The sequence below is a fragment of the Leucobacter triazinivorans genome (genome assembly GCF_004208635.1).
Lineage (GTDB): Bacteria > Actinomycetota > Actinomycetes > Actinomycetales > Microbacteriaceae > Leucobacter > Leucobacter triazinivorans.
In genome coordinates this window covers 1,772,176-1,790,924 of sequence record NZ_CP035806.1, presented here as the reverse complement: position 1 = coordinate 1,790,924, position 18,749 = coordinate 1,772,176, and the positions used below count along the sequence as shown (strand labels likewise).

The 18,749-nt window shown below is 70.2% G+C and carries 24 protein-coding genes and 1 tRNA gene; 18 read left to right on the top strand and 7 right to left on the bottom strand.

The window, feature by feature from the left end; all coding sequences use genetic code 11:
- The first annotated feature begins 8 nt into the window (after positions 1-8).
- The 5 genes from EVS81_RS08165 (at position 9) to EVS81_RS08150 (ending at position 2,192) form a co-directional block, all read left to right on the top strand.
- Positions 9-93 (top strand) — tRNA-Tyr (locus EVS81_RS08165).
- Between the two features lie 157 nt (positions 94-250).
- Complete coding sequence (locus tag EVS81_RS08160) at positions 251-655, top strand: RidA family protein (protein ID WP_130109943.1); 405 nt, start codon at positions 251-253, stop codon at positions 653-655.
- Between the two features lie 133 nt (positions 656-788).
- The gene (locus EVS81_RS08155; protein ID WP_130109942.1) at positions 789-995 is read left to right on the top strand and encodes a hypothetical protein; all 207 of its coding nucleotides are present in this window, start codon (positions 789-791) and stop codon (positions 993-995) included.
- Between the two features lie 132 nt (positions 996-1,127).
- Complete coding sequence (locus EVS81_RS15780; protein WP_165384215.1) at positions 1,128-1,433, top strand: hypothetical protein; 306 nt, start codon at positions 1,128-1,130, stop codon at positions 1,431-1,433.
- Between the two features lie 138 nt (positions 1,434-1,571).
- Entirely contained in the window at positions 1,572-2,192 is a 621-nt protein-coding gene (locus EVS81_RS08150; RefSeq protein WP_130109941.1) for a class I SAM-dependent methyltransferase, read from the top strand.
- A gap of 34 nt (positions 2,193-2,226) precedes the next feature.
- Here the strand turns inward: EVS81_RS08150 and EVS81_RS08145 are convergent, their stop codons facing one another.
- Positions 2,227-2,424, bottom strand: a complete 198-nt coding sequence (locus EVS81_RS08145) for a hypothetical protein (protein WP_130109940.1) — start codon at positions 2,422-2,424, stop codon at positions 2,227-2,229.
- A 606-nt stretch (positions 2,425-3,030) separates the two neighbouring features.
- On the opposite strand from EVS81_RS08145, the gene EVS81_RS08140 reads away from it, so the two are divergent.
- Both EVS81_RS08140 and EVS81_RS08135 read left to right on the top strand, forming a co-directional pair.
- Positions 3,031-3,294: a hypothetical protein gene (locus EVS81_RS08140; RefSeq protein WP_130109939.1), complete on the top strand. Its 264-nt coding sequence runs from the start codon at positions 3,031-3,033 to the stop codon at positions 3,292-3,294.
- A gap of 80 nt (positions 3,295-3,374) precedes the next feature.
- Positions 3,375-3,716, top strand: coding sequence for a DUF1801 domain-containing protein (locus tag EVS81_RS08135; protein ID WP_130109938.1), 342 nt, complete (start codon positions 3,375-3,377; stop codon positions 3,714-3,716).
- 84 nt (positions 3,717-3,800) lie between these two features.
- Here EVS81_RS08135 and EVS81_RS08130 read toward each other — a convergent pair whose 3' ends face one another.
- Positions 3,801-4,001, bottom strand: a complete 201-nt coding sequence (locus tag EVS81_RS08130) for a hypothetical protein (RefSeq protein ID WP_130109937.1) — start codon at positions 3,999-4,001, stop codon at positions 3,801-3,803.
- A gap of 87 nt (positions 4,002-4,088) precedes the next feature.
- Between EVS81_RS08130 and EVS81_RS08125 the strand changes: the two genes are divergently transcribed.
- The 9 genes from EVS81_RS08125 (at position 4,089) to EVS81_RS08085 (ending at position 12,212) form a co-directional block, all read left to right on the top strand.
- Positions 4,089-5,024 (top strand): 2-hydroxyacid dehydrogenase, encoded by a 936-nt coding sequence (locus EVS81_RS08125; RefSeq protein WP_130109936.1) that lies wholly within the window; start codon positions 4,089-4,091, stop codon positions 5,022-5,024.
- A 219-nt stretch (positions 5,025-5,243) separates the two neighbouring features.
- The gene (locus tag EVS81_RS08120) at positions 5,244-5,948 is read left to right on the top strand and encodes a DUF4956 domain-containing protein (protein WP_240739781.1); all 705 of its coding nucleotides are present in this window, start codon (positions 5,244-5,246) and stop codon (positions 5,946-5,948) included.
- A 3-nt stretch (positions 5,949-5,951) separates the two neighbouring features.
- Positions 5,952-7,337 (top strand): glycine--tRNA ligase, encoded by a 1,386-nt coding sequence (locus EVS81_RS08115; protein ID WP_130109935.1) that lies wholly within the window; start codon positions 5,952-5,954, stop codon positions 7,335-7,337.
- A gap of 100 nt (positions 7,338-7,437) precedes the next feature.
- Complete coding sequence (locus tag EVS81_RS08110; RefSeq protein WP_130109934.1) at positions 7,438-8,673, top strand: CPBP family intramembrane glutamic endopeptidase; 1,236 nt, start codon at positions 7,438-7,440, stop codon at positions 8,671-8,673.
- Positions 8,666-10,021, top strand: a complete 1,356-nt coding sequence (locus tag EVS81_RS08105) for a hypothetical protein (RefSeq protein ID WP_130109933.1) — start codon at positions 8,666-8,668, stop codon at positions 10,019-10,021. The genes EVS81_RS08110 and EVS81_RS08105 overlap by 8 nt, the downstream gene beginning before the upstream one ends.
- A 100-nt stretch (positions 10,022-10,121) precedes the next feature.
- Positions 10,122-10,523, top strand: a complete 402-nt coding sequence (locus EVS81_RS16110) for a YtxH domain-containing protein (protein WP_240739780.1) — start codon at positions 10,122-10,124, stop codon at positions 10,521-10,523.
- Positions 10,520-10,978: a phage holin family protein gene (locus EVS81_RS08095; RefSeq protein ID WP_130109932.1), complete on the top strand. Its 459-nt coding sequence runs from the start codon at positions 10,520-10,522 to the stop codon at positions 10,976-10,978. Before EVS81_RS16110 ends, EVS81_RS08095 begins: the two co-directional genes overlap by 4 nt.
- Entirely contained in the window at positions 10,975-11,235 is a 261-nt protein-coding gene (locus EVS81_RS08090; protein ID WP_130109931.1) for a DUF3618 domain-containing protein, read from the top strand. Before EVS81_RS08095 ends, EVS81_RS08090 begins: the two co-directional genes overlap by 4 nt.
- Positions 11,236-11,462: 227 nt before the next feature.
- A complete protein-coding gene (locus tag EVS81_RS08085; RefSeq protein WP_240739779.1) occupies positions 11,463-12,212 on the top strand; it encodes a uroporphyrinogen-III synthase in 750 nt (249 codons plus the stop codon).
- Between the two features lie 57 nt (positions 12,213-12,269).
- Here the strand turns inward: EVS81_RS08085 and EVS81_RS08080 are convergent, their stop codons facing one another.
- From EVS81_RS08080 to EVS81_RS08070, 3 genes are all read right to left on the bottom strand, one after another.
- Positions 12,270-12,845, bottom strand: a complete 576-nt coding sequence (locus EVS81_RS08080; protein WP_240739778.1) for a nitroreductase family protein — start codon at positions 12,843-12,845, stop codon at positions 12,270-12,272.
- A 192-nt stretch (positions 12,846-13,037) separates the two neighbouring features.
- The gene (locus tag EVS81_RS08075) at positions 13,038-13,955 is read right to left on the bottom strand and encodes an AEC family transporter (RefSeq protein ID WP_130109928.1); all 918 of its coding nucleotides are present in this window, start codon (positions 13,953-13,955) and stop codon (positions 13,038-13,040) included.
- Between the two features lie 136 nt (positions 13,956-14,091).
- Positions 14,092-14,976, bottom strand: coding sequence for a LysR family transcriptional regulator ArgP (locus tag EVS81_RS08070; RefSeq protein WP_130109927.1), 885 nt, complete (start codon positions 14,974-14,976; stop codon positions 14,092-14,094).
- 113 nt (positions 14,977-15,089) lie between these two features.
- On the opposite strand from EVS81_RS08070, the gene EVS81_RS08065 reads away from it, so the two are divergent.
- A complete protein-coding gene (locus EVS81_RS08065; protein ID WP_130109926.1) occupies positions 15,090-15,704 on the top strand; it encodes a LysE/ArgO family amino acid transporter in 615 nt (204 codons plus the stop codon).
- A gap of 9 nt (positions 15,705-15,713) precedes the next feature.
- On the opposite strand, the gene EVS81_RS08060 is transcribed toward EVS81_RS08065, so the two are convergent.
- On the bottom strand, positions 15,714-16,667 hold the full coding sequence (locus tag EVS81_RS08060) for an NAD(P)-dependent alcohol dehydrogenase (RefSeq protein ID WP_130109925.1): 954 nt from the start codon (positions 16,665-16,667) through the stop codon (positions 15,714-15,716).
- 97 nt (positions 16,668-16,764) lie between these two features.
- Here EVS81_RS08060 and EVS81_RS08055 point away from each other — a divergent pair, with 97 nt between their 5' ends.
- Positions 16,765-17,415: a TetR/AcrR family transcriptional regulator C-terminal domain-containing protein gene (locus tag EVS81_RS08055; protein ID WP_205879300.1), complete on the top strand. Its 651-nt coding sequence runs from the start codon at positions 16,765-16,767 to the stop codon at positions 17,413-17,415.
- Positions 17,416-17,548: 133 nt separating this feature from the next.
- Here EVS81_RS08055 and EVS81_RS08050 read toward each other — a convergent pair whose 3' ends face one another.
- Positions 17,549-18,595, bottom strand: coding sequence for a threonine aldolase family protein (locus EVS81_RS08050; protein WP_420813281.1), 1,047 nt, complete (start codon positions 18,593-18,595; stop codon positions 17,549-17,551).
- Positions 18,596-18,749: the final 154 nt, after the last annotated feature.

Here is an 18,749-nt window from a genome sequence, read left to right as displayed (position 1 = left end):
TGACCGATGGCGGGTTACCCGAGCGGCCAAAGGGGGCTGACTGTAAATCAGCTGGCACTGCCTACGGGGGTTCGAATCCCTCACCCGCCACCACCGAGATCCCCCGACTCACCTAGAAGACACTAGGGAGTCGGGGGATTTCTTCGTTTCGGGATTCGTCCCGTGCTCGCTCCGCCTCGGTCGGGATCGACGTCGGAGGAGACGCCTGGGAGGATGGGTTGCAGCCGTTTCTCACAGTGAAGGTCTGAGCTTGTCGAAAATCGTCACCCTTGTCCGCTCGTCGTCGTTGTCCGATGCTGCCGAGTACGCCTACGCGGCGACCGCCCCGGCGGACGCTCGGTTGGTCTTCCTGGCCGGATCCTGTCCCCTGAACGAGGACGGGTCGACCGCCGGAATCGGCGATTTCGCCGCGCAGGCCGCGAAGTGCGTCGAGAACATGAAGATCGCGCTCGCCGAGGTGGACGCCGACATCGACAACATCATCAGCACCCGCGTGCTGGTCGCCTCGTCGCGGCAATCCGACCTGGTCACCGCCTGGGAGGTCGTGCGCGACGCATTCGGTGAGCACGACGTTCCGAGTACGCTCCTCGGTGTCACGGTCCTCGGATATGACGACCAGCTCGTCGAGATCGAGGCCGTCGCGGCCGTTGCCTGATCGGGTACGCGGCCCTCGGGAAGCGCTGGCGGAGGAGGCGGTCGATGCGCCCGTTCGTGAGAGGCCCGCGGTCGGGGCGCCCGATCCGCTGACGGCGGTAGCATGAGCCCATGCGGGCATCGCGGTGCTCGTGATGTGGCTGTTCTTCGGAGCCGTTGCCGCGGTGTCGAGCCGGACGGCCTTCGTCCTGGTGCTCGCCCTGCCCATTGCGATCATCGCCGGCGTCGTCACCTGGACGGTCGCGGCGTTCGCGCTCGAGTGGCACGAGCGTCGGCACCAGCGCGACGAGCACGACGAGCGCGACGAGCGCGACGAGACTCGCACCCCCGGTTCCCGGTGACGCGAAACGAGGCGGCGACTGCGATGCGCCGAGATCCTCGACCCGCACCCATCGCGCCCCACCGCTTGTGCAGAGGAATGCACCGCTCATCAGGTATTCGCTTTCCTGGTGCAACTCGGCTATGGTGCAGTCATGGCACATGTAGCGATTGCTGCACGGCTGGATTCCCTGGCAGCGAAAGACCGCAGAACGGCCGACGCGCTCGAAGCACTCGCGCGCTCCACAGGATCTTGCGACCTCGGTATCGAGGTCCTCATCGAACGGCACCGTCGCCTCGCCGCCGACCTCGAAGACGTCGCCGAGGCGACGCGAGAGGGTGGGAGGTGGGAGATGCCGGGCTCGGCCTTCCGAACTTCGGTCCGAGTGCGAGAGGAGTTGATATGTCCGGAAAGAACCGTGGCCAAAAAGCTGCGAAGAAGCCCGCTGCGCAGACGCTGAAAGAGAAGCGCGCTGCGAAGCGCAGCAGGGCGGAGGCAGAGAGTACACTGCTGAGAAAGCGTTCGTAGTGCGATCGCGGGGGTGCGCGGATCCGCGCGCATCCCCGGCGCATCGGCGGCGGACCAGGCGGGGGTGCCCATGAGCGGCCCGAAAGAGACGTGGTCGAGCTACCGCTCATCGATCGGCGATCGCTCCCCACTGTTCGCCATGCTGGCCGAGCAGTGGGGGATCCGCAACGCGCTGTACCCGGGGTGCTACCTGGATCTGTCGCCGTCGACCGCGATCGACTCGGTGACCTACGTCGATGTGGACGATCGCGCCGCCAGGTTCTTTGCGGCGCCCGGGATTGTCGCGTCCGAGCTCGGATCGCGTCGTGCGTCGTGCGCGCGGGTCGAGTTCCTGCATCGCGACTACACCCCGCCGCTCCCGCTGCCATCAGAGCACTTCGACCTCGTGATATCGCTCTACGCGGGGCCGGTGTGGGATCACTGCGCGAGCCACCTCGCCCCGGGCGGGCTGCTGCTCGCGAATACGAGCCACGGGGATGCGAGCCTGGCCGCGCTCGATCCCGCCCTCGAGCTCGTCGCCGCGGTGCAGCATCGGGATGCGAGATATCGGCTGGACACGGAGCGTCTGGATACGTATCTCGTGCCGAAGGCCTCTGGCTCCCCGAATGCGGAGAGCATCCGTCGGAGCGGACGCGGGATCGCATACACGAAGCCCGCGTTCGCCTATGTGTTCCGCTCGCTCGACCGGTGAGGCGGGAGCGCAGCCCCGCCCCGCCGGTCCGCGACTAGTCGTCGCGCAGTTCTTCCTTGGCCTCGTTGCGGGCCTTCGTCGCGTCGCGCTCGGCCTCGGCCTGCTTCACCTTGGCCTCGGCCTGCGCCTCGTCGAGTGCGTCCTTGGCGCGATCCACGCCGTCCTCTACCGCGCGACCGACCTTCTTCGCGGCCGCTCCGGCGGTCTCCTTCGCGTCATCCAGGAATCCCATCGAATACCTCCCCACAGTCGATTGGACTGAGCATCGTGTCACGAATCCCGGAGCAGGTCAACCCGGCACCATGCGTCGTGCGAGACTCCCGCGGCCAGTCCGAGGTTCTCGCGGATCGTCGGCACTCGTTCTCGTAGATCAGCGCGCGCGAGGGCCGGCATTCACTCCCCTGATTCGCGCCGAACCATTCCGCAGCCCTCGCATCTCCACCCCTCGCGAACGGGCCACATGAGCATGATCCTGCACCTCGGGCATATCGGGAGTCCGCTGGAAGAAGCGCTCTCGATCTCCATCCGTCTAGTTTGCGCCTCCTCGCGCCGTACGTCCACCCGCTCGTGCAGGTGTGTGGGCGTCCTGCAATGAGCGGGGCACTCGCGGGTGCGGCGTGTCACGGATCTGCCAGTGGCGCCGACAGTGACCCGGTGCGATCGGAACACGGCGCGGCTCGGGCCGCCCCGGGTTGCTTCGTGCCGCTTCGGCCCGCTTCGGCCCGCTTCGGGCGTGGCCCCATCGCCCCTTACCCGTGCGTCGTCGCCGCGTCAACGGGCTGCACAGCAGCCCGGGTGCGGCGTACCGTGAGTGCACCGAAGCGAAGAGGAGCAGCCCATGGCCCATCACGAGCAGCACGAGCACCACGCGCCCAACGGGCGGAGCGAGCAGACCGGGGCGACCGAGAGCGACGAAGCCTCGGGAGTCTCGTCATCGGGAGCCGGTGACGAGAAGATGGATCGGCCCATTCTCGACGGGTCCACCGATGATCTGGGGCACGATGGGCAGCGGCAGAATCCGAGGTATGGAATGTCGGATCCCGGACTGATCCGGCACCCCGAGACGGGAGAGAAGACCCCGATCCCCGACGAGGAGGCATGAGCGACCGCGTCTCACTCGCGCGTACGCATCGTCGCCGACCAGGGGTGCCGGTGCACGATGGATCGGGGTAGCATCGCCGTATGGCCGGAGACTGGCGGGACCGACGCGCCGAGCACGTGCGCACCCTGATCTCGCGGGCCGCACCCGACATCGTCGAGGAGCGTAAGTGGCGCAAGCCGTCGAATCCTGACGGAGTTCCCACGTTTTCCCTCGGCGGGCTCGTCTGCACGATCGAGACCTATCGCGACAAGATCAAGCTGACCTTTGCGCAGGGTGCCGCACTGCAGGATCCCGAAGGCCTGTTCAACGCGAGCCTCACGGCGGGCACCAGGCGCGCGATCGATCTGCACGAGACCGACGCGCTCGACGATGAGGCGTTCATCGCGCTGGTGCGAGAAGCGGTCGGGCACAATCTGAGCTGAAGCTCGTGCTCATTCCCGAGGGGCCCGCTCCTCCGCTCGAAGAGCGGGGCGCGGCCGAGGGCTTGCCGAAGCGCGGGATCCGGCCTACGCCGGAGAGAAGCGATTGCGCAGCTCCGCCGCTCGACGGATGTCGCCCTCGATCGCGGCGGTCTGCTCGGAATTGAGGGATCCCGACTTCTTCGTCTCGTCGAGCTGCTCGAGTCCGGCCTGCACTTCATTGTCGAGTCCGTCGAGCACGAGCTGCTGAATGCTCTGGGGGAGTCGCTGAAAGCTCGAAGTATCCATAATGAAAACGCTACACCCACCCGCCGGGGTTGCCCACTCGGCGCACGGTCGCCACGCACTGTGAGTGCTCGGACTACACTCGTGGGCATGAATGACCTCGTCGTCTCACTGCCTACGGATCCGGGTCTGCGCGATGCGCTGGGAGAGGTCGAGGGCGTCGAGTTCGTGACGTGGGATCTGGACACCGCGCCGCCGCGGGACCGCTTCGACATCGTGGTCCCACCCTACTGGGGAGGCAACCGGCAGCTCGCCCGGCTCGAGGGCGTCGACGCGGCCCTCGTGCAGTGGCAGTCGATCGGCTACAACGGCGTGGCGAAGCACCTCCCGCAGGGGATGCGCCTCGCCAACGCCGCGACGGTCCACGAGGCCTCGACTGCCGAGCTCGCGCTCGCGCTCGCGCTGGCCGCTCAGCGCGGGATCCCCGAGTTCGTGCGCGACGGCGAGGAGCACCGGTGGCAGCTGCGCTCGTTCCCGAGCCTCGCCGATCGGCGTGTGCTGCTCGTCGGCTACGGGGGAGTCTCGCGGGCGATCGAGGCCCGACTCGGAGGCTTCGAGACGCGGGTCACTCGGCTCGCGCGCACGGCCCGAGACGACCGCAACCTCGCCGGCGAGCCGGTGACGGTACACGGCTTCGACGAGTTGGGCGCGTGCCTGGCCGACGCCGAGATCGTGATCCTCGCCGTCCCGCTCACGGACGAGACGACGGGGCTCATCGATGCCGAAGCGCTCGCCGCGATGCCCGACGGGGCGCTGCTCGTCAACGTGGCGCGGGGACCGGTCGTCGACACCGAGGCGCTGGTGGCCGAGCTGCGCTCGGGGCGCCTGCGCGCCGCGCTCGACGTCACCGATCCCGAGCCGCTGCCCGCGGATCATCCGCTGTGGGAGTGCCGCAATGCGCTCATCACCCCGCATGTCGGCGGCGACTCGAGCGCCATGCTGCCGCGCATGGTCGCCCTCATCCGGCGTCAGATCGCGCACCTGCAGGCGGGCGAGGCGCCCGAGAACCTCGTGCTCGGCGGCTGACGAGCGCCCCGCACGCGGGGTTCCGGCCCCGGTACTCTGCTCCGTGCGCCGCCCCCACTGCGCGCTGATCACTGTGCGCCGTGTGCGCCCGAAGCCGCGATCCTCAACTCCCGCGAAGGTGAATCATAACGTTCGCATAACGGCTCGAGGTCGAATGGAGTCGAGTCGGATCGCGCAGGAACGCGCGGCCGACGTCGACCCCGAGACGTCAGGAGCACCGTGTCCACCAGCAGCCTCATCCTCATCGCCGTCGATCTCGTTGCCGCGCTGATCCTCGCTCTCGGGCTCTACTACCCGCGGCACCGGCGGCGCGATCTGGTGGTCGCATTCCTCGGCGTCAACATCGGCGTGCTCGCGGTCACCTCCGTGCTCGGCGGCGCCGAGATCGCCGCGGGTCTCGGCCTCGGGCTGTTCGGCGTGCTCTCGATCATCCGCCTCCGGTCCTCCGAGATCTCGCAGCGCGAGGTGGCGTACTACTTCTCGGCGCTGGCGATGGGGCTCATCGGCGGGCTCTCCGCGTCCACGGTGGTCGTCCCGTCGCTGCTGATCGCGCTCATCCTGGTCGTGATGTGGGCCGCGGATCACCCGGCGCTGCTCGCCCGCAGCCGGCATCAGGTGGTGCGGCTCGACCGCGCGATCACCGACGAGTCCGAGCTGCGCGCCGAGCTGTCCGAGCGGCTCGGCGCGCCAGGAGTTGCTGCCATTCCTCAGGTTTGGCGACATCTTCTGACGCGCGAATGTCGGATGGCCGGCCCGGGGACGCTGCGGGTCGAGGCGGACCGCGCCCGTCAGGGGGGATCGGGCCCGCGCAGCCGCCCGCGGGTAGACTGGGCGGGTATGCGCGGGATCCCGATCCCGAGTCCGATCAGGAGCCGATCCCGCGCCTCGTTCCCAAGATCCCCGCTTGCCCCTTGGAGTGAATAGAACATGGCTGAGCAGTCCCGCCTCGACAAGGTCATCGCCCTCGCCCGCCACCGCGGCTTCGTGTATCAGGCGGGTGAGATCTACGGCGGATCACGCTCGGCCTGGGACTACGGCCCCCTCGGCACCGCGCTGAAGGAGAACATCAAGCGCCAGTGGTGGAAGTCGATGGTGCAGAAGCGCGACGACGTGGTGGGCATCGACTCGAGCGTCATCCTGCCGAAGCAGGTCTGGGAGGCCTCCGGGCACGTCGAGGTCTTCAGCGATCCCCTGGTCGAGTGCCTGCAGTGCCACAAGCGCTACCGCGAGGACCACCTCATCGAGGAGTTCGAGGAGAAGAAGGGACGCGCCCCGAAGGACGGGCTCGCCGAGATCGTCTGTGTGAGCTGCGGCACCCGCGGCCAGTGGACCGAGCCGCGCGCCTTCTCGGGCCTGCTCAAGACCTTCCTCGGCCCCGTCGACGACGAGGCCGGCATGCACTACCTGCGGCCCGAGACCGCGCAGGGCATCTTCGTCAACTTCGCCAACGTGCTCCAGTCGGCGCGTGTGAAGCCGCCGTTCGGCATCGGTCAGATCGGCAAGAGCTTCCGCAACGAGATCACCCCCGGCAACTTCATCTTCCGCACCCGCGAGTTCGAGCAGATGGAGATGGAGTTCTTCGTCGAGCCCGGCACCGACGAGGAGTGGCAGGAGTACTGGATGAACGAGCGCATGGCGTGGTACGTCGGCCTCGGCATCGATCCCGAGAACCTGCGCTTCTACGAGCACCCGCAGGAGAAGCTGTCGCACTACTCGAAGCGCACGGCCGATATCGAGTACCGCTTCGGCTTCTCCGGTGGCGAGTGGGGCGAACTCGAGGGCATCGCCAACCGCACCGACTTCGACCTGTCGACGCACTCGAAGCACTCGGGCAAAGACCTCAGCTTCTTCGATCAGGCGAAGAACGAGCGCTACACGCCCTACGTGATCGAGCCCGCGGCCGGCCTCACCCGCTCGCTCATGGCGTTCCTCGTCGACGCGTACCGCGAGGAGGAAGTGCCCAACGCGAAGGGGGGCACCGACACCCGCACGCTGCTCGCGCTCGATCCGCGCCTCGCGCCCGTCAAGGCCGCGGTGCTGCCGCTCAGCCGCAACGAGAAGCTCTCGCCGCTCGCCCGTGAGATCGCGCAGGATCTGCGCGAGGACTGGAATGTCGACTTCGACGACTCCGGGGCGATCGGACGTCGCTACCGCCGACAGGACGAGATCGGCACGCCGTTCTGCGTGACGGTCGATTTCGACTCGCTCGACGACGACGCGGTGACCGTGCGCGAGCGCGACACCATGCAGCAGCAGCGCGTGCCGCGGGCGGAGCTCCACGCCTATCTCGCCGCGCGCCTCCGCGGCGCATAGGGTCGCTCCTCACCACCGAATTGTCAGAGGCATGGGGCAGGATCTTCACGTGGGATCCTGCCCCATGCCGTATGCACGCGAACGACGCGGAAGGATCGAGATGACCAGCGCTGGACCAGAGCAGCCCCGACCGGCGGCGCCGCCGCCCGGCGCGCCCGTGCCGCAGGCCGCTCCGCCCGGTGCGCCGGTGCCGCCCGGCGCCCCGCAGCAGTGGGCCTGGGCGCAGGCCCCGCAGGCCATGCAGACCGTCGAGACCGAGCCGCTCGAGTACCATCGCCTGCTGCGCGGTTCCGCCGCCTACCGCTGGTGGAAGCCGCTCCTGCTCCTGCTGCTGTCCGCGGTGTTCTTCGGCGTCATGACAGTCGCACTGAGCCTCGCGTTCGTGCCGGTGCTGCTGTTCGCGGATCCCGACTACGCCATGGATATCGCGACCGGGGCGTCCGAGGTGCTCGACACCCAGCGCCCGGTCTCCGTCCTCCTCAGTCTGCTCTCCATCATCATCATGATGCCCGCCGTGATCCTCGCGATGCTGGTGATGGGCATGCGACCCGTGGGCCGGGTCTGGTCGGTCGCCACGCGCATCCGCTGGGGGCTGCTCGGTCGACTGCTCGGCGTCGCCGTGCTCGCCGTCGTGGTGATGAACGCCGTGGGGATCGCGGTCGAGATCGCGCTCGACCCGGCGTCGCTGACTGAGCCGCTCCCCGAGTCCGAACGGGGCTTCGACGCGAGCGCCGCCCTGCTCTCGCTGCTGTTCGTGCTGCTCTTGGTGCCGCTCCAGGCCACGGCCGAGGAGGTCGTGTTCCGCGGCCTCTTCATGCAGGTGCTCGGATCCTGGCTCAAGAATCCCTGGTTCGCGATCCTCATCCCCTCGGTCGGATTCGCGCTGCTGCACATCTACGACGTCTGGGGACTCGTCGCCGTCGGCCTGCTAGGCGTGGTCGCGGCGTGGCTCACCTGGCGCACGGGCGGCCTCGAAGCGGCGATCGCCATTCACGTGGTCAACAACCTCATCGCCTTCGGCATCATGACCTCGGGCGTGGCGGGCGAGACCGCCCAGACCGCCGATGGCGGCGGGCTCGGGGGTGTCATCGGCGAGATCGCCGGCCTCGCGGTGTTCATCTGGCTCACGCTGCGCGTCTTCGCGAAGGGCGGCCACGGGCGCGAGCGCATCGATCTGATCCAGGTGCCCGTCGCGCCTGTCGCGCCCGAGGCGCCCGTCGCGCCAGAGGCTGCCCAGGCGCCCGTCGCGCCAGAGGCGCCCGAGATGCCCGTCGCGCCAGAGGCTGCCCAGGCCCCCGTCCGCGAAGCCGGTGAGGAGGACGCACGGCATGGGTGACGCCTACGTGCTCGGCGACGGTCTGCCCGAACTTGCCGCTGCGCTCGATCTCGCCGAGGTGGGGCTCTCGGTGCGCGTGGCGGTACCCCCTCGCGGCGAGTGCGGCGATTCCTGGGACGAACTCGACGATCGAGGAGAGTTCGACCCCGACGGATCACTGCGCGGTCTGCTCGAGCACATCTCGGCTCCGCTCGACGAGGGCGATGCACCCCTCGACGCCGCGCGCCCGGCCGCGACGCCGCCCGGTGCGGTGCTCCTGCGCGACGCCGCCGGCGGTTGGGCTCCGCAGCCGGAGCCGGCCGTGCTCGGCATCCCCGCGGTCCCGCTGTCGTCCCGGGCGTTCGCACTGCTCGGCACGGGTGGCGCGCTGCGCGCCTATCTCGATCGTGTGCGACCCGTGCTGACGATCGGCAAGACGCACGCCCTGGGCGCCCTGGTGCAGTCCCGGCTCGGCGGCGCGACGCTGGAGCGGCTCGTCCAACCGATCGTGCGCGAGCGCTTCGGCGTCTCCGCAGATGAGGTGGACGTGGCGATCGCCGCTCCGGGGCTCAACGAGGCGCTCACCGTGGCCGGCTCGCTCTCGGGGGCCGCGCTCGCCTACGCCGAGCGCGATGTTGCACGTGAAACCCGGGTGGCTCCGCGCGGCGGGTGGCTCGCGCTGCGCGACGCGCTCCTGGAGCGCCTGACGCTGTACGGTGTCTCCTTCGGCGAGGCGTCGGCAGCGGATGTGCGAAGGGGGGAGTCGGAAGCCGACGAGTGGGTGGTTGCAGAGGGCGACGCGGAGTTCCGGGCGCGTGCCCTTGTCGTAGGTGCCCGCGCGATCCGCGACTCGTCCGGCGCGCCCGGGGAGCTCGAGGCGCTCGACGGTCTGCTCCCACGGCATCTGCGCATCGGCGCGGTCGTCGGCATCGAGGATCCGGGCCTACCGGATGCCCCCGACGGTCTTCCGGCCCTGCAGACGGTGACGCTCGCAGGTGGGGAGCGCTGGTCGGTGCGCGTCGAGCCCGGCGGCGGCGCGCCGCTAGCGCGCGTCGCGGGGCCCGCGATCCCCGCCGATCGAGCTCCGGGAGCCGCGGAGGCTCGGTCCCGCATCCTCGAGGCGCTCGAGGCCTCGTCGCTGAGCCCGAGAGGTTCCGACACGCCGCACGCCGCGGCCAGCGCCGCGCCGCACGCGACGGTCGGGCAGCGCGACGAAGCGGCCGACCGACTGGAGGGCTTCCGGGAGTCTGCGCCCGATCTGCTGCCGGTGGGCGCGGCGCTGCACGGCGGCGCCGTCGCCTCCGCGCTCGCCGATGCGCGCACCGCCGCGGTACTGCTGCGGCGCCGGCTTACCGGAATCTCCGGGTGAACGCAACGGGTCTCCTATATAACGGTCGGGGTATGCGCTCGTCGACTTCGTCGGAGTAGGCTAGCTGGAGACCACGAAACGCCATCGGTGGGAGGCAATGATGAAGGGCAAGATCGCATTCGTTCTCGGCGCGGCGGTCGGGTATGTGCTGGGCAGCCGCGCGGGCCGTGAACGCTACGAGCAGATCAAGCGGGGGGCCCAGAAGGTGTGGAACACCGAACCCGTCCAGAAGGGCGTCGGTCTCGTGCGCGATGCTGCGCAGACTCGAGTCGACGAGGCGAAGGCCGTCGTGGTGCGCGCCGGCAAGGGCGCCGTCGCCGCGTTTCTGAACGACTCGGGCCGCGGTGCGCCGCGCGCATCGGGTGGGGACCCGCGGTCCGGTACGTCAGGGGCGGCACCGAAGAGCTCTGCCTCGGCCGACACCCCGAAGACCGCCGGTGTCGACACTCCCGACGGAGACGCTGAGGGCGGAGCCTCCTCGAGCGGGGGCGGTGCCGCATGAGTCGCAAGAAGGATCAGGCCGGCACCTTCGAGCTGCTCGCGCGGCTGCCGCAGCAGATCGTCTCGCTCGCGAAGATCGAGTACGAGAACGCCAAGCGGGAGGTCATAGCAAAGGCGAAGAACGCCGGCATCGGCGCCGGCGCCATCGTCATCGCGCTGTTCTTCCTCTTCTTCATGCTCGAAGCGCTGGTGATCGCAGCCATCGCTGCGCTCGCGCTCGTCTGGCCGTGGTGGCTCGCCGCGCTGGTGGTCGCCGCCGGGCTGCTGCTGCTGGCGGCCGCCGCGATCCTCGCGGGTGTCGCATTGATCAAGCGGGGCAACCCGGTGCCGGAAGAGACGCTCGATCGCGTCGGTGGAGACATCGCCGCGATGAGCGAGGTGCGCGTGAACGCCGACTCCTCGGAGCCCCGCGCACCGCAGATGCCGCGGGTCGGCGAGGAGGGGAACTGGCGATGACCGCACACGAGAGGCAGCGCGGCGTCGCAGAGGCCGCCGCAGCCCGCGCAGAACTGTACGACACGCTCTCGCAGCTGAAGGATCGGCTCAACTACGCGCAGCGGATCGACGACGCCGTGGCCGACGCGAAGGTGCGCATCGGTGAGCAGAAGCGGCGCAACCCGCTCGGGTTCGCCGTCGGAGTGGCCGGCGTGGCCGCCACGGCGGGACTCGTCGTGTGGGGCGCGGCGAGCGCGATCGCGAAGCGCCTGCGGTAGCGCGCCCGCGCTCGACCCGTAGGTCACATTTCGGTTGCGTTCACGTGCGCGATAGCGCTCGTTTTGCTTCCGACGTGCGGCGGGGTCAGAATAGGGATCAGCGGAAAACCGCGAACGGCCATACCGTTGGTCCATGAACGACTGATCGTATGGCCTGTTGTGTTGGTGTCGAGTGAGTGGGGTGTATGTCGGCTGAGGCGAAACCGCTCGGTGGCCTGCGTGTCCTGGTGCCCAGGGGAGGAACCTGGGGAGACCTGGTCTCGAAGGCGCTGCGCGAGCAGGGGGCCCACACGGTCATCGCACCGCTGGTAGATTTTTCCCACACGAGCGAAGAAGACAAGCTCGTGGAGGCGCTGAAGGAGCTCGAGGCCGGTCGATTCGACTGGATGACGGCGACGAGTTCCACCGTCGCAGACGTCCTGGCGCACCACAACGCCGTGATCCCGCCCGAGACCAAGGTGGCGGTCGTCGGCGAAGCGACGGCGGTCGCGTTTCGTGACGCCGGCTACCACATCACCCGCACTCCCGTCCGCGAGAACAGCACGCACGCGCTGCTCGAGGAGTGGTCGGAGATCGACACCGACGAGCGGCTCCGCGTGCTCACGCTGCGCTCGGACGTCGCAATCCCGGTCCTCACGCAGGGGCTCATGAGTCGCGGCCATGACGTCACCCAGGTGCTCGCCTTCCGCACGGTCGGCGTGCCGGCATCGGTGCATATCCGCGAGGACATCGAGTCCGGCCGCATCAATGCCCTGCTCGTGGCGTCGGCGAAGATTGCAGAGCAGGTGGCCGAGCAGTTCCCCGAGTTGTCGGAGGACACGATCGTCGCCTGCGCGGGCGCCAATACTCTCGAGGCCGCCGCGGCGCTCGGTCTGCCGACCGAGGCGGACGATCCTGCGCACCCGCTCTACGCGTCGAAGCGCGCACTGATCGAGACCGTGGAATCGGTCATCGATCAGAGCGACATGCTCGACTGAGCGGCGCTCGTTCGGGCCTGCGGTTGCGCGGGACGACCCCGTGCACCGCGATGCGCGTCAGTCGCGCGCGAGCACGAGATCCTCGAGCGCCTTCCGCGTGCGCGGCGCGATCTCGCGCTCGCGGAGCGGCTCGGGCAGCTGCGCCGGGTTGCCCAGCATCCCGATCGCGGTGATCGACACGGGGATCAGGCGCTCGTCGAGATCGAAGGCGGTGCGGATCGCCTCGCGGTCGAACCCGCCCATCTGGTGGGTAGAGAAGCCTTCGGAGTGCGCCTGCACGCTGAGGTGCGCGACCGCCTGGCCGAGATCGTACTCGGCCCAGGGGCGGGGAGCGCCGTCGGCGTCGGCGACCTCGGCGAGGTTGACGATGAGCGCCGCGGCCCGACCGGCCCACTGCCGGTTGGAGCCCGCCAGCGCCTGTGCGATCCGCGCGAATGAGGCGCCGCCCCGGCGGGCGACGATGAAGCGCCAGGGCTGCGAGTTGTTGGCGCTCGGCGCCCAGCGCGCCGCCTCGAGCACGCCGCGCAGCGCGCCCTCCGGAAAGGTGTGCTCGCCGTCGAAGGAGCGTGGGCTCCAGCGCTCGGCGAGCGTGTCGAGAACGGGGGCGCTGGTGTGTGCGCTGCGCGGGGTCACAGTACTCCTCGGTGCGTGTGGGGCGGATTCGCCCGGTGGGTTCCGCACACGTGCAACGCGGACGCCGCCCGCGCTATTCCTGGGGATGCCGCAGGTCTGGGGGCGGTCCCGACGCGGACCGCCGGGGCGCGGCCCGCGCTGCACCCCGGCCGTCCGAACGCGCGGCATCCGCCGATCGAGCGACAGATCGATTCACCCGAGCAGCCAGGCGATGCCCGCGATCACCGGCAGCGAGGCGAAGGTGGTGAGGAACACCGTGTCGCGCACCATCGTCTCGGCGCGGCGGTAGGTGGCGGCGTAGTTGTAGACGTTCTGCGCGGTCGGCAGCGCCGCGATGGTGGTGGCGACGAACACCTCGTGCGGGCCGAGGCCGAAGGCGGCGGCGAGCGCCCAGGCGATCAGCGGCATCACCAGCACCTTGAGTGCCGTGGCCGCGAACACCGCCGAGCGACCGGTTCCCGGCTGCAGTGCGCGCTGGCCGCGCAGCGACATCCCGAAGCTCAGCAGCACCATCGGGATCGCGGCGGCGCCGAGCATGTCGATCGGCCCCATCAGGAGCTCGGGCATCGGCACTCCGACGAGCGCGACGACCAGCCCCAGCACCGATGCGATGATGATCGGGTTCGACGCCGCGCGCCCCAGCGCGACGAGCGCGCCCCGCTGATTGCCGCGGGTGGATTCGAGGATCGCGAGGATCGCGGGCGAGAAGACGACCAGCTGCACGAGCAGCAGCGGGGCCACGTAGGCGGCGTCGCCCAGGATGTAGACGGCGACGGGCAGGCCGAGATTGTTCGAGTTGACGTAGCCGGCGCAGGTGGCGCCCAGCGTCGTGCCGGCCAGATCCCTGCGGAACCACAGGCGTGACGCGCCGGTGAACAGCGACGCCGCGAGGATCGCGGCCGCGCTCGTCACCAGGATCACCGGGGAAGCGATCACTCCGGGGTCGCTCTGCCGCAGCACCGAGAAGAGCAGGGCCGGGGTGGCGACGAAGAAGGCGACGTTGTTGAGCACCCGGCGCTGTTCGCCCTCGACCACTCGGAAGAGCGCAGCCAGGTAGCCCGCGCCGATGATGCCGAGGATCAGCGCGAAGCCCTGCAGCACGCCGAGCATCACCGGGATCCGGGGGTGCCGGGCGGGGCGTCGTGCGTCATGGATCCTCCTCGGAGCGCTCCCACCAGCGTAGCGCTGCGCGAGGCCCCGTCCCGCGCCTCGTCCCCGACCCCCGCGCCTCGCGCCCGCGCCCGTCTCAACCGAGCGCCGCGCCCGCCTCCTCGGCCACGATCGCGGACAGGGCGTCGAGCACGGGGGAGCTCAGGTTCCACCGCTGCCAGTAGAGCGGCAGTTCGATCACGGTTCCCGGCGAGACCTCGACCAGGCGCCCCTCGGCGAGGGCGTCGGCGCACTGCAGGGCCGGCAGCATGCCCCACCCCATGCCGAGCTCGACCGCGAGCGCGAACTCCGACGACGAGGGCACGTAGTGGCGCGGGGGGACGATGCCGGATCGGCTGATGCGGCGGAGAAAGCGCTGCTGGAAGATGTCGTGCCGGTCGAACTCGATCATCGTCGCGCCGCGCAGCGCCTCGACGCCCGGCCCGTCGGGGAAGTGCTGCGCGGCGAACGCCGGGCTGGCGACCGCGCGGTAGCGATCCACTCCCAGCCGAGCGACGGTGCACCCCGGGACGGGCTCGCGCGTCGCGGTGACGGCGGCCATCGCCGCACCGCGCCGCAGGTGGTCGGTCGAGAGCGTCTCGTCGGCCCGGATCACCTCGAAGCGCGCACCGGTCTCCCGAGCCGCGCGGGCGAGCGCGGGAACGAACCAGGTGGCCAGCGAGTCGGCGTTCACCACGATCGGGATCAGCGATCCGCCCGTCGATCCCTGGCCGAGTTCGGCCGCGAGGTCTCCGGCGATCCGCTCGACCTGCCGTGCCGCACGCAGCACGGCGGTGCCCGCCTCGGTCACCTCGACGGGGCGGCTGCGGCGCAGCAGCACCGCGCCGATGCGCTGTTCCATGGCGCGCACGCGCTGGCTCACGGCCGAGGGGGTGATGTGCAGCTGTCGCGCGGCCCCCTCGAAGCTGCCCTGCTCCACGATCGCGGCGAAGGTGGCCAGGTGCTCGATCGGCAGATCCATTGGCCACTCCTCCGCGGTGGAAGACTTGTTGTGAAGCAAGTCTTATGTTACTTCACGAAGTTGAGGGATGCTGAAGTGGAGGATCCGGTGCCGCACGCCGTAGCGTCATCAGGGTGATCGTTCCTCTTCTCGTCGGCGCCGGCAGCGGGCTCTCCCTCATCGTGGCCATCGGCGCGCAGAACGCCTTCGTGCTGCGCCAGGGGATCCGCCGCGAGCACGTGCTGCCGGTGGCGCTGATCTGCGGCCTCACCGACGCGCTGCTCGAGCTGCTGGGCGTGGCCGGGATCGGCTTCGTGGTGCAGCGCGCGCCGATCCTGCTCGAGATCGTGCGCTGGGGCGGTGTCGCGTTCCTGCTCTGGTACGCCTGGGCCGCGGCGCGACGGGCGATGCGGCCGGAGGTGCTGGTGGCGGGCGAGGGATCCGAGGGATCGCTGAAGCGCACGATCCTCGCCTGCCTCGCGATCACGTATCTCAACCCGCACGTCTATCTCGACACCATGGTGCTCATGGGGTCGATCGGCAACGCGCAGGGCGATCCGGAGCGCTGGTGGTTCGTGCTCGGCGGCGCGCTCGCGAGCATCGCCTGGTTCTTCCTGCTCGGCTACGGGGCGCGGGCGCTCACCCGCTTCTTCGCCACGCCACGTGCGTGGCAGGTGCTCGACTGGGTGGTCGCGGTCGTGATGCTCGTGATCGCGGCGCGCCTCGTCTTCGGTGGCGTCGGTGTGTAGCCGCGCGTCTCACTCCGCCAGGCGTACGACGAGGTTGCCGATCTTGCGCCCGCTGTCCACGATGCGGTGCGCCTCGGGAATCGCATCGAGACCGTCGAGCGTGCGCACCACCGGATCGAACCGGCCCCGGGCGACGAGATCGAGCAGCAGCTCGAAGTCCGCGGCACGTTCGGGAGCCGGTCCCGCGAAGACGCGGCCTCGGGCGCGGATCGTGTCGGCGAGGCTTGCGACCGCGAGCACCAGCGCCCCGCCAGGTGCGAGCAGTCGCTGTCCGCTGGAGCGGGTGATCGTGCCCACGGCGTCGAAGACCACGTCGGAGTCGCCGCCCCACTCGACGATCGGAGTCGTGGTGTAGTCGATGACCTCGGCTGCGCCGAGCTCCGTGGCGAGCTCGCGATTGCGGCCGCTCGTCACGGCGGTGACCTCGGCGCCCAGCGCGCGGCCCAGCTGCACCGCGGCGCTGCCGACCGAGCCGGACGCGCCGTTCACGAGCAGGCGCTGCCCGGTGTGCAGGCCGACGCGATCCCGCAGGAAGTACAACGCGGTGGTGCCCCCGAAGAGCGCTGCGGCAGCTGCGTCGTGCGAGAGCGCGACGGGCTTCGGCACCAGCCGTTCCGCGTCGATCACGGCGTATTCCGCGTGAGCGCCCATGCGCCCGCCGGTCATGCCGACGACCGCGTCCCCGGGTGCGAAACGGTCGACCGCGCTGCCCGTCCGTTCGATCACGCCCGAGCAGACGGCGCCGAGCACGCGGCGCCGGGGCCCCCGCAGCCCGAGGGCGAGGCGGGCGGGAAGGCCGAAGCCGCGCGGAAAGCGGCCGGCGCGGATCCGGGCGTCTCCCGCGGTCACGGGGGTGGCGACCACTCGCACCAGCACCTCGTGGGCGCGGGGCTCGGGGGTGGGGATTTCGGCGATGCGGAGGGTCTCCGGCGGCCCGTACCTCCCGGCGAGTGCTGCCTGCATGCTGGCTCCTTACGCATGTAAGTCTGTGGGGATACGATAGCCTTACACCTGTAAGTGCGCAACTATCGGCGCGAGAACGGTGCGGAACGGAGGCTGCGTGGCCACTCGCGAACCCCTGAGCTCGGAGCGGATCATCGCGGCTGCGGCGGGCGTCGCCGACCGCGGCGGACTGACCGCGGTGAGCATGCGGAGCGTGGGCCGCGCCCTCTCGGTCGAGGCGATGTCGCTCTACCACCACGTCGACGGCAAGGAGTCGCTGCTCGACGGTCTCGCCGATTGGGTGTTCGCGCAGATCGTGCTGCCGCGCGAGTCCGACCCGTGGCGGGAGGGCATGGAGCTGCGGGCGCGATCGGCGCGGGAGGTGCTCGCGGCGCACCCCTGGGCGCTCGGGCTGATCGAGTCGCGCAGCGCTCCCGGTCCGGCCCTGCTGCGGCATCACGATGCGGTGATCGGCTGCCTGCATCGCGGCGGGTTCCCGCTGCTTCTCGCCTCGCAGGCCTTCTCCGTGATCGACGCATACGTCTCTGGCTTCGTGCTCACCGAGCAGTCCCTGCCGTTCGATGCGGCCGGCGTGGAGAACGCCGGCGACTTCGCGCGCCGGGTTGCGCCCGCGCTCGCCGGATATCCGCATCTCGCGGCGCTGGTCGGCGCGCTCACGAGCGACCGCGAGTACGTCTACGCCGACGAGTTCGAAGTGGGACTCGGCATGATCCTCGATCAGCTCGCGCACCGGCTCGCCTCGTCTTGAGCGAGTCGCCCTGCCGGTTGCGCGAGGCGGAGCCGAGACGAAACCGAGTGATCCTCTGGTTCCGCCCCCGCTCCCTCGTCGCTTCGCTCAACCCACGGGCTGTCGCGACCGCGCCCCGTCGAGCGATCCTGGATCAGCCGGCGATCGCTGCGAGCAGCGCGTCGACGTCATTCGGAGAGGTGTCGAAGGCGCACATGAGGCGCACGAGCGAAGCGTCGCCCGGCCAGTCGTAGAAGTGGAACCGCTCGTGCGCGCGGGCCTGTGCCTCGGGCGGCAGCGCCGCGAACACCGCGTTCGACTGCGTCGGGTGGGGGAGGTCGATCCCGACACCGTCGGCGATGAGCGTCTCGAGTCCCGCGCGCAGCCGCGTCGCCATGGAATTCGCGTGGCGCGCGGAGCGCAGCCAGAGATCCCCCTCATAGAGCGCGAGCAACTGCGCCGAGACGAAGCGCATCTTCGAGCCCAGCTGCATATCGAGCTTGCGCAGGTAGGGGAGACCGGTCGCGGCAGCGGGGTTCAGCACGACGACCGCCTCTGCCCCGAGCAGGCCGTTCTTCGTGCCGCCCAGGCTGAGCACGTCGACCCCGGCCCCGCTCGTGATCTCGGCGAGCGAGCAGCCGAGGTGCGCGGCGGCGTTGCCGAGGCGCGAACCATCCATGTGCAGCACCATGCCGCGCTCGTGCGCGTGGTCGGCGAGGGCCCGCACCTCTGCGGCCGTGTAGCAGGTGCCCAGCTCGGTGCTCTGCGAGATCGAGACGGCGAGCGGCTGCGCGCGGTGCTCGTCGCCCCAGCCCCAGGCCTCGCGATCCACGAGCTCGGGAGTGAGCTTGCCGTGCTCGGCGGGCACCGCGAGCAGCTTGAGCGAGGCGACCCGCTCGGGCGCCCCGCCCTCGTCGACGTTGATGTGGGCGGTCTGCGCGCAGATCACCGCGCCCCAGCGGGGCAGCGACGCCTGTAGTGAGAGCACGTTGGCGCCGGTGCCGTTGAAGACGGGAAACGCTTCAGCCTGCTCACCGAAGAGGTCTCGGACGACGTCGCCGAAGCGCGCCGTCCAGGGGTCGGCCCCGTAGGCCGGTGCGTGACCGGTGTTCGCGGCCGCGACGGCCTCGAGCACCTCAGGGTGCGCTCCGGCGTAGTTGTCCGAAGCGAAGGAGATGGGGGTGGCGTGCGGTGTCTCGATGCTCACCCGCCCAGCCTACGCCGCGGGAACGCCCACGGCCTCCGCCCGCTCGGCCCACCGCCGCCCCGCTCGGCCCACCTGCGCCCGCTCGGCCCACCTCCGCCCCGCTCGGCCACCTCCGCCCGCTCGGCCACCGCCGCCCGCTCGACCACCT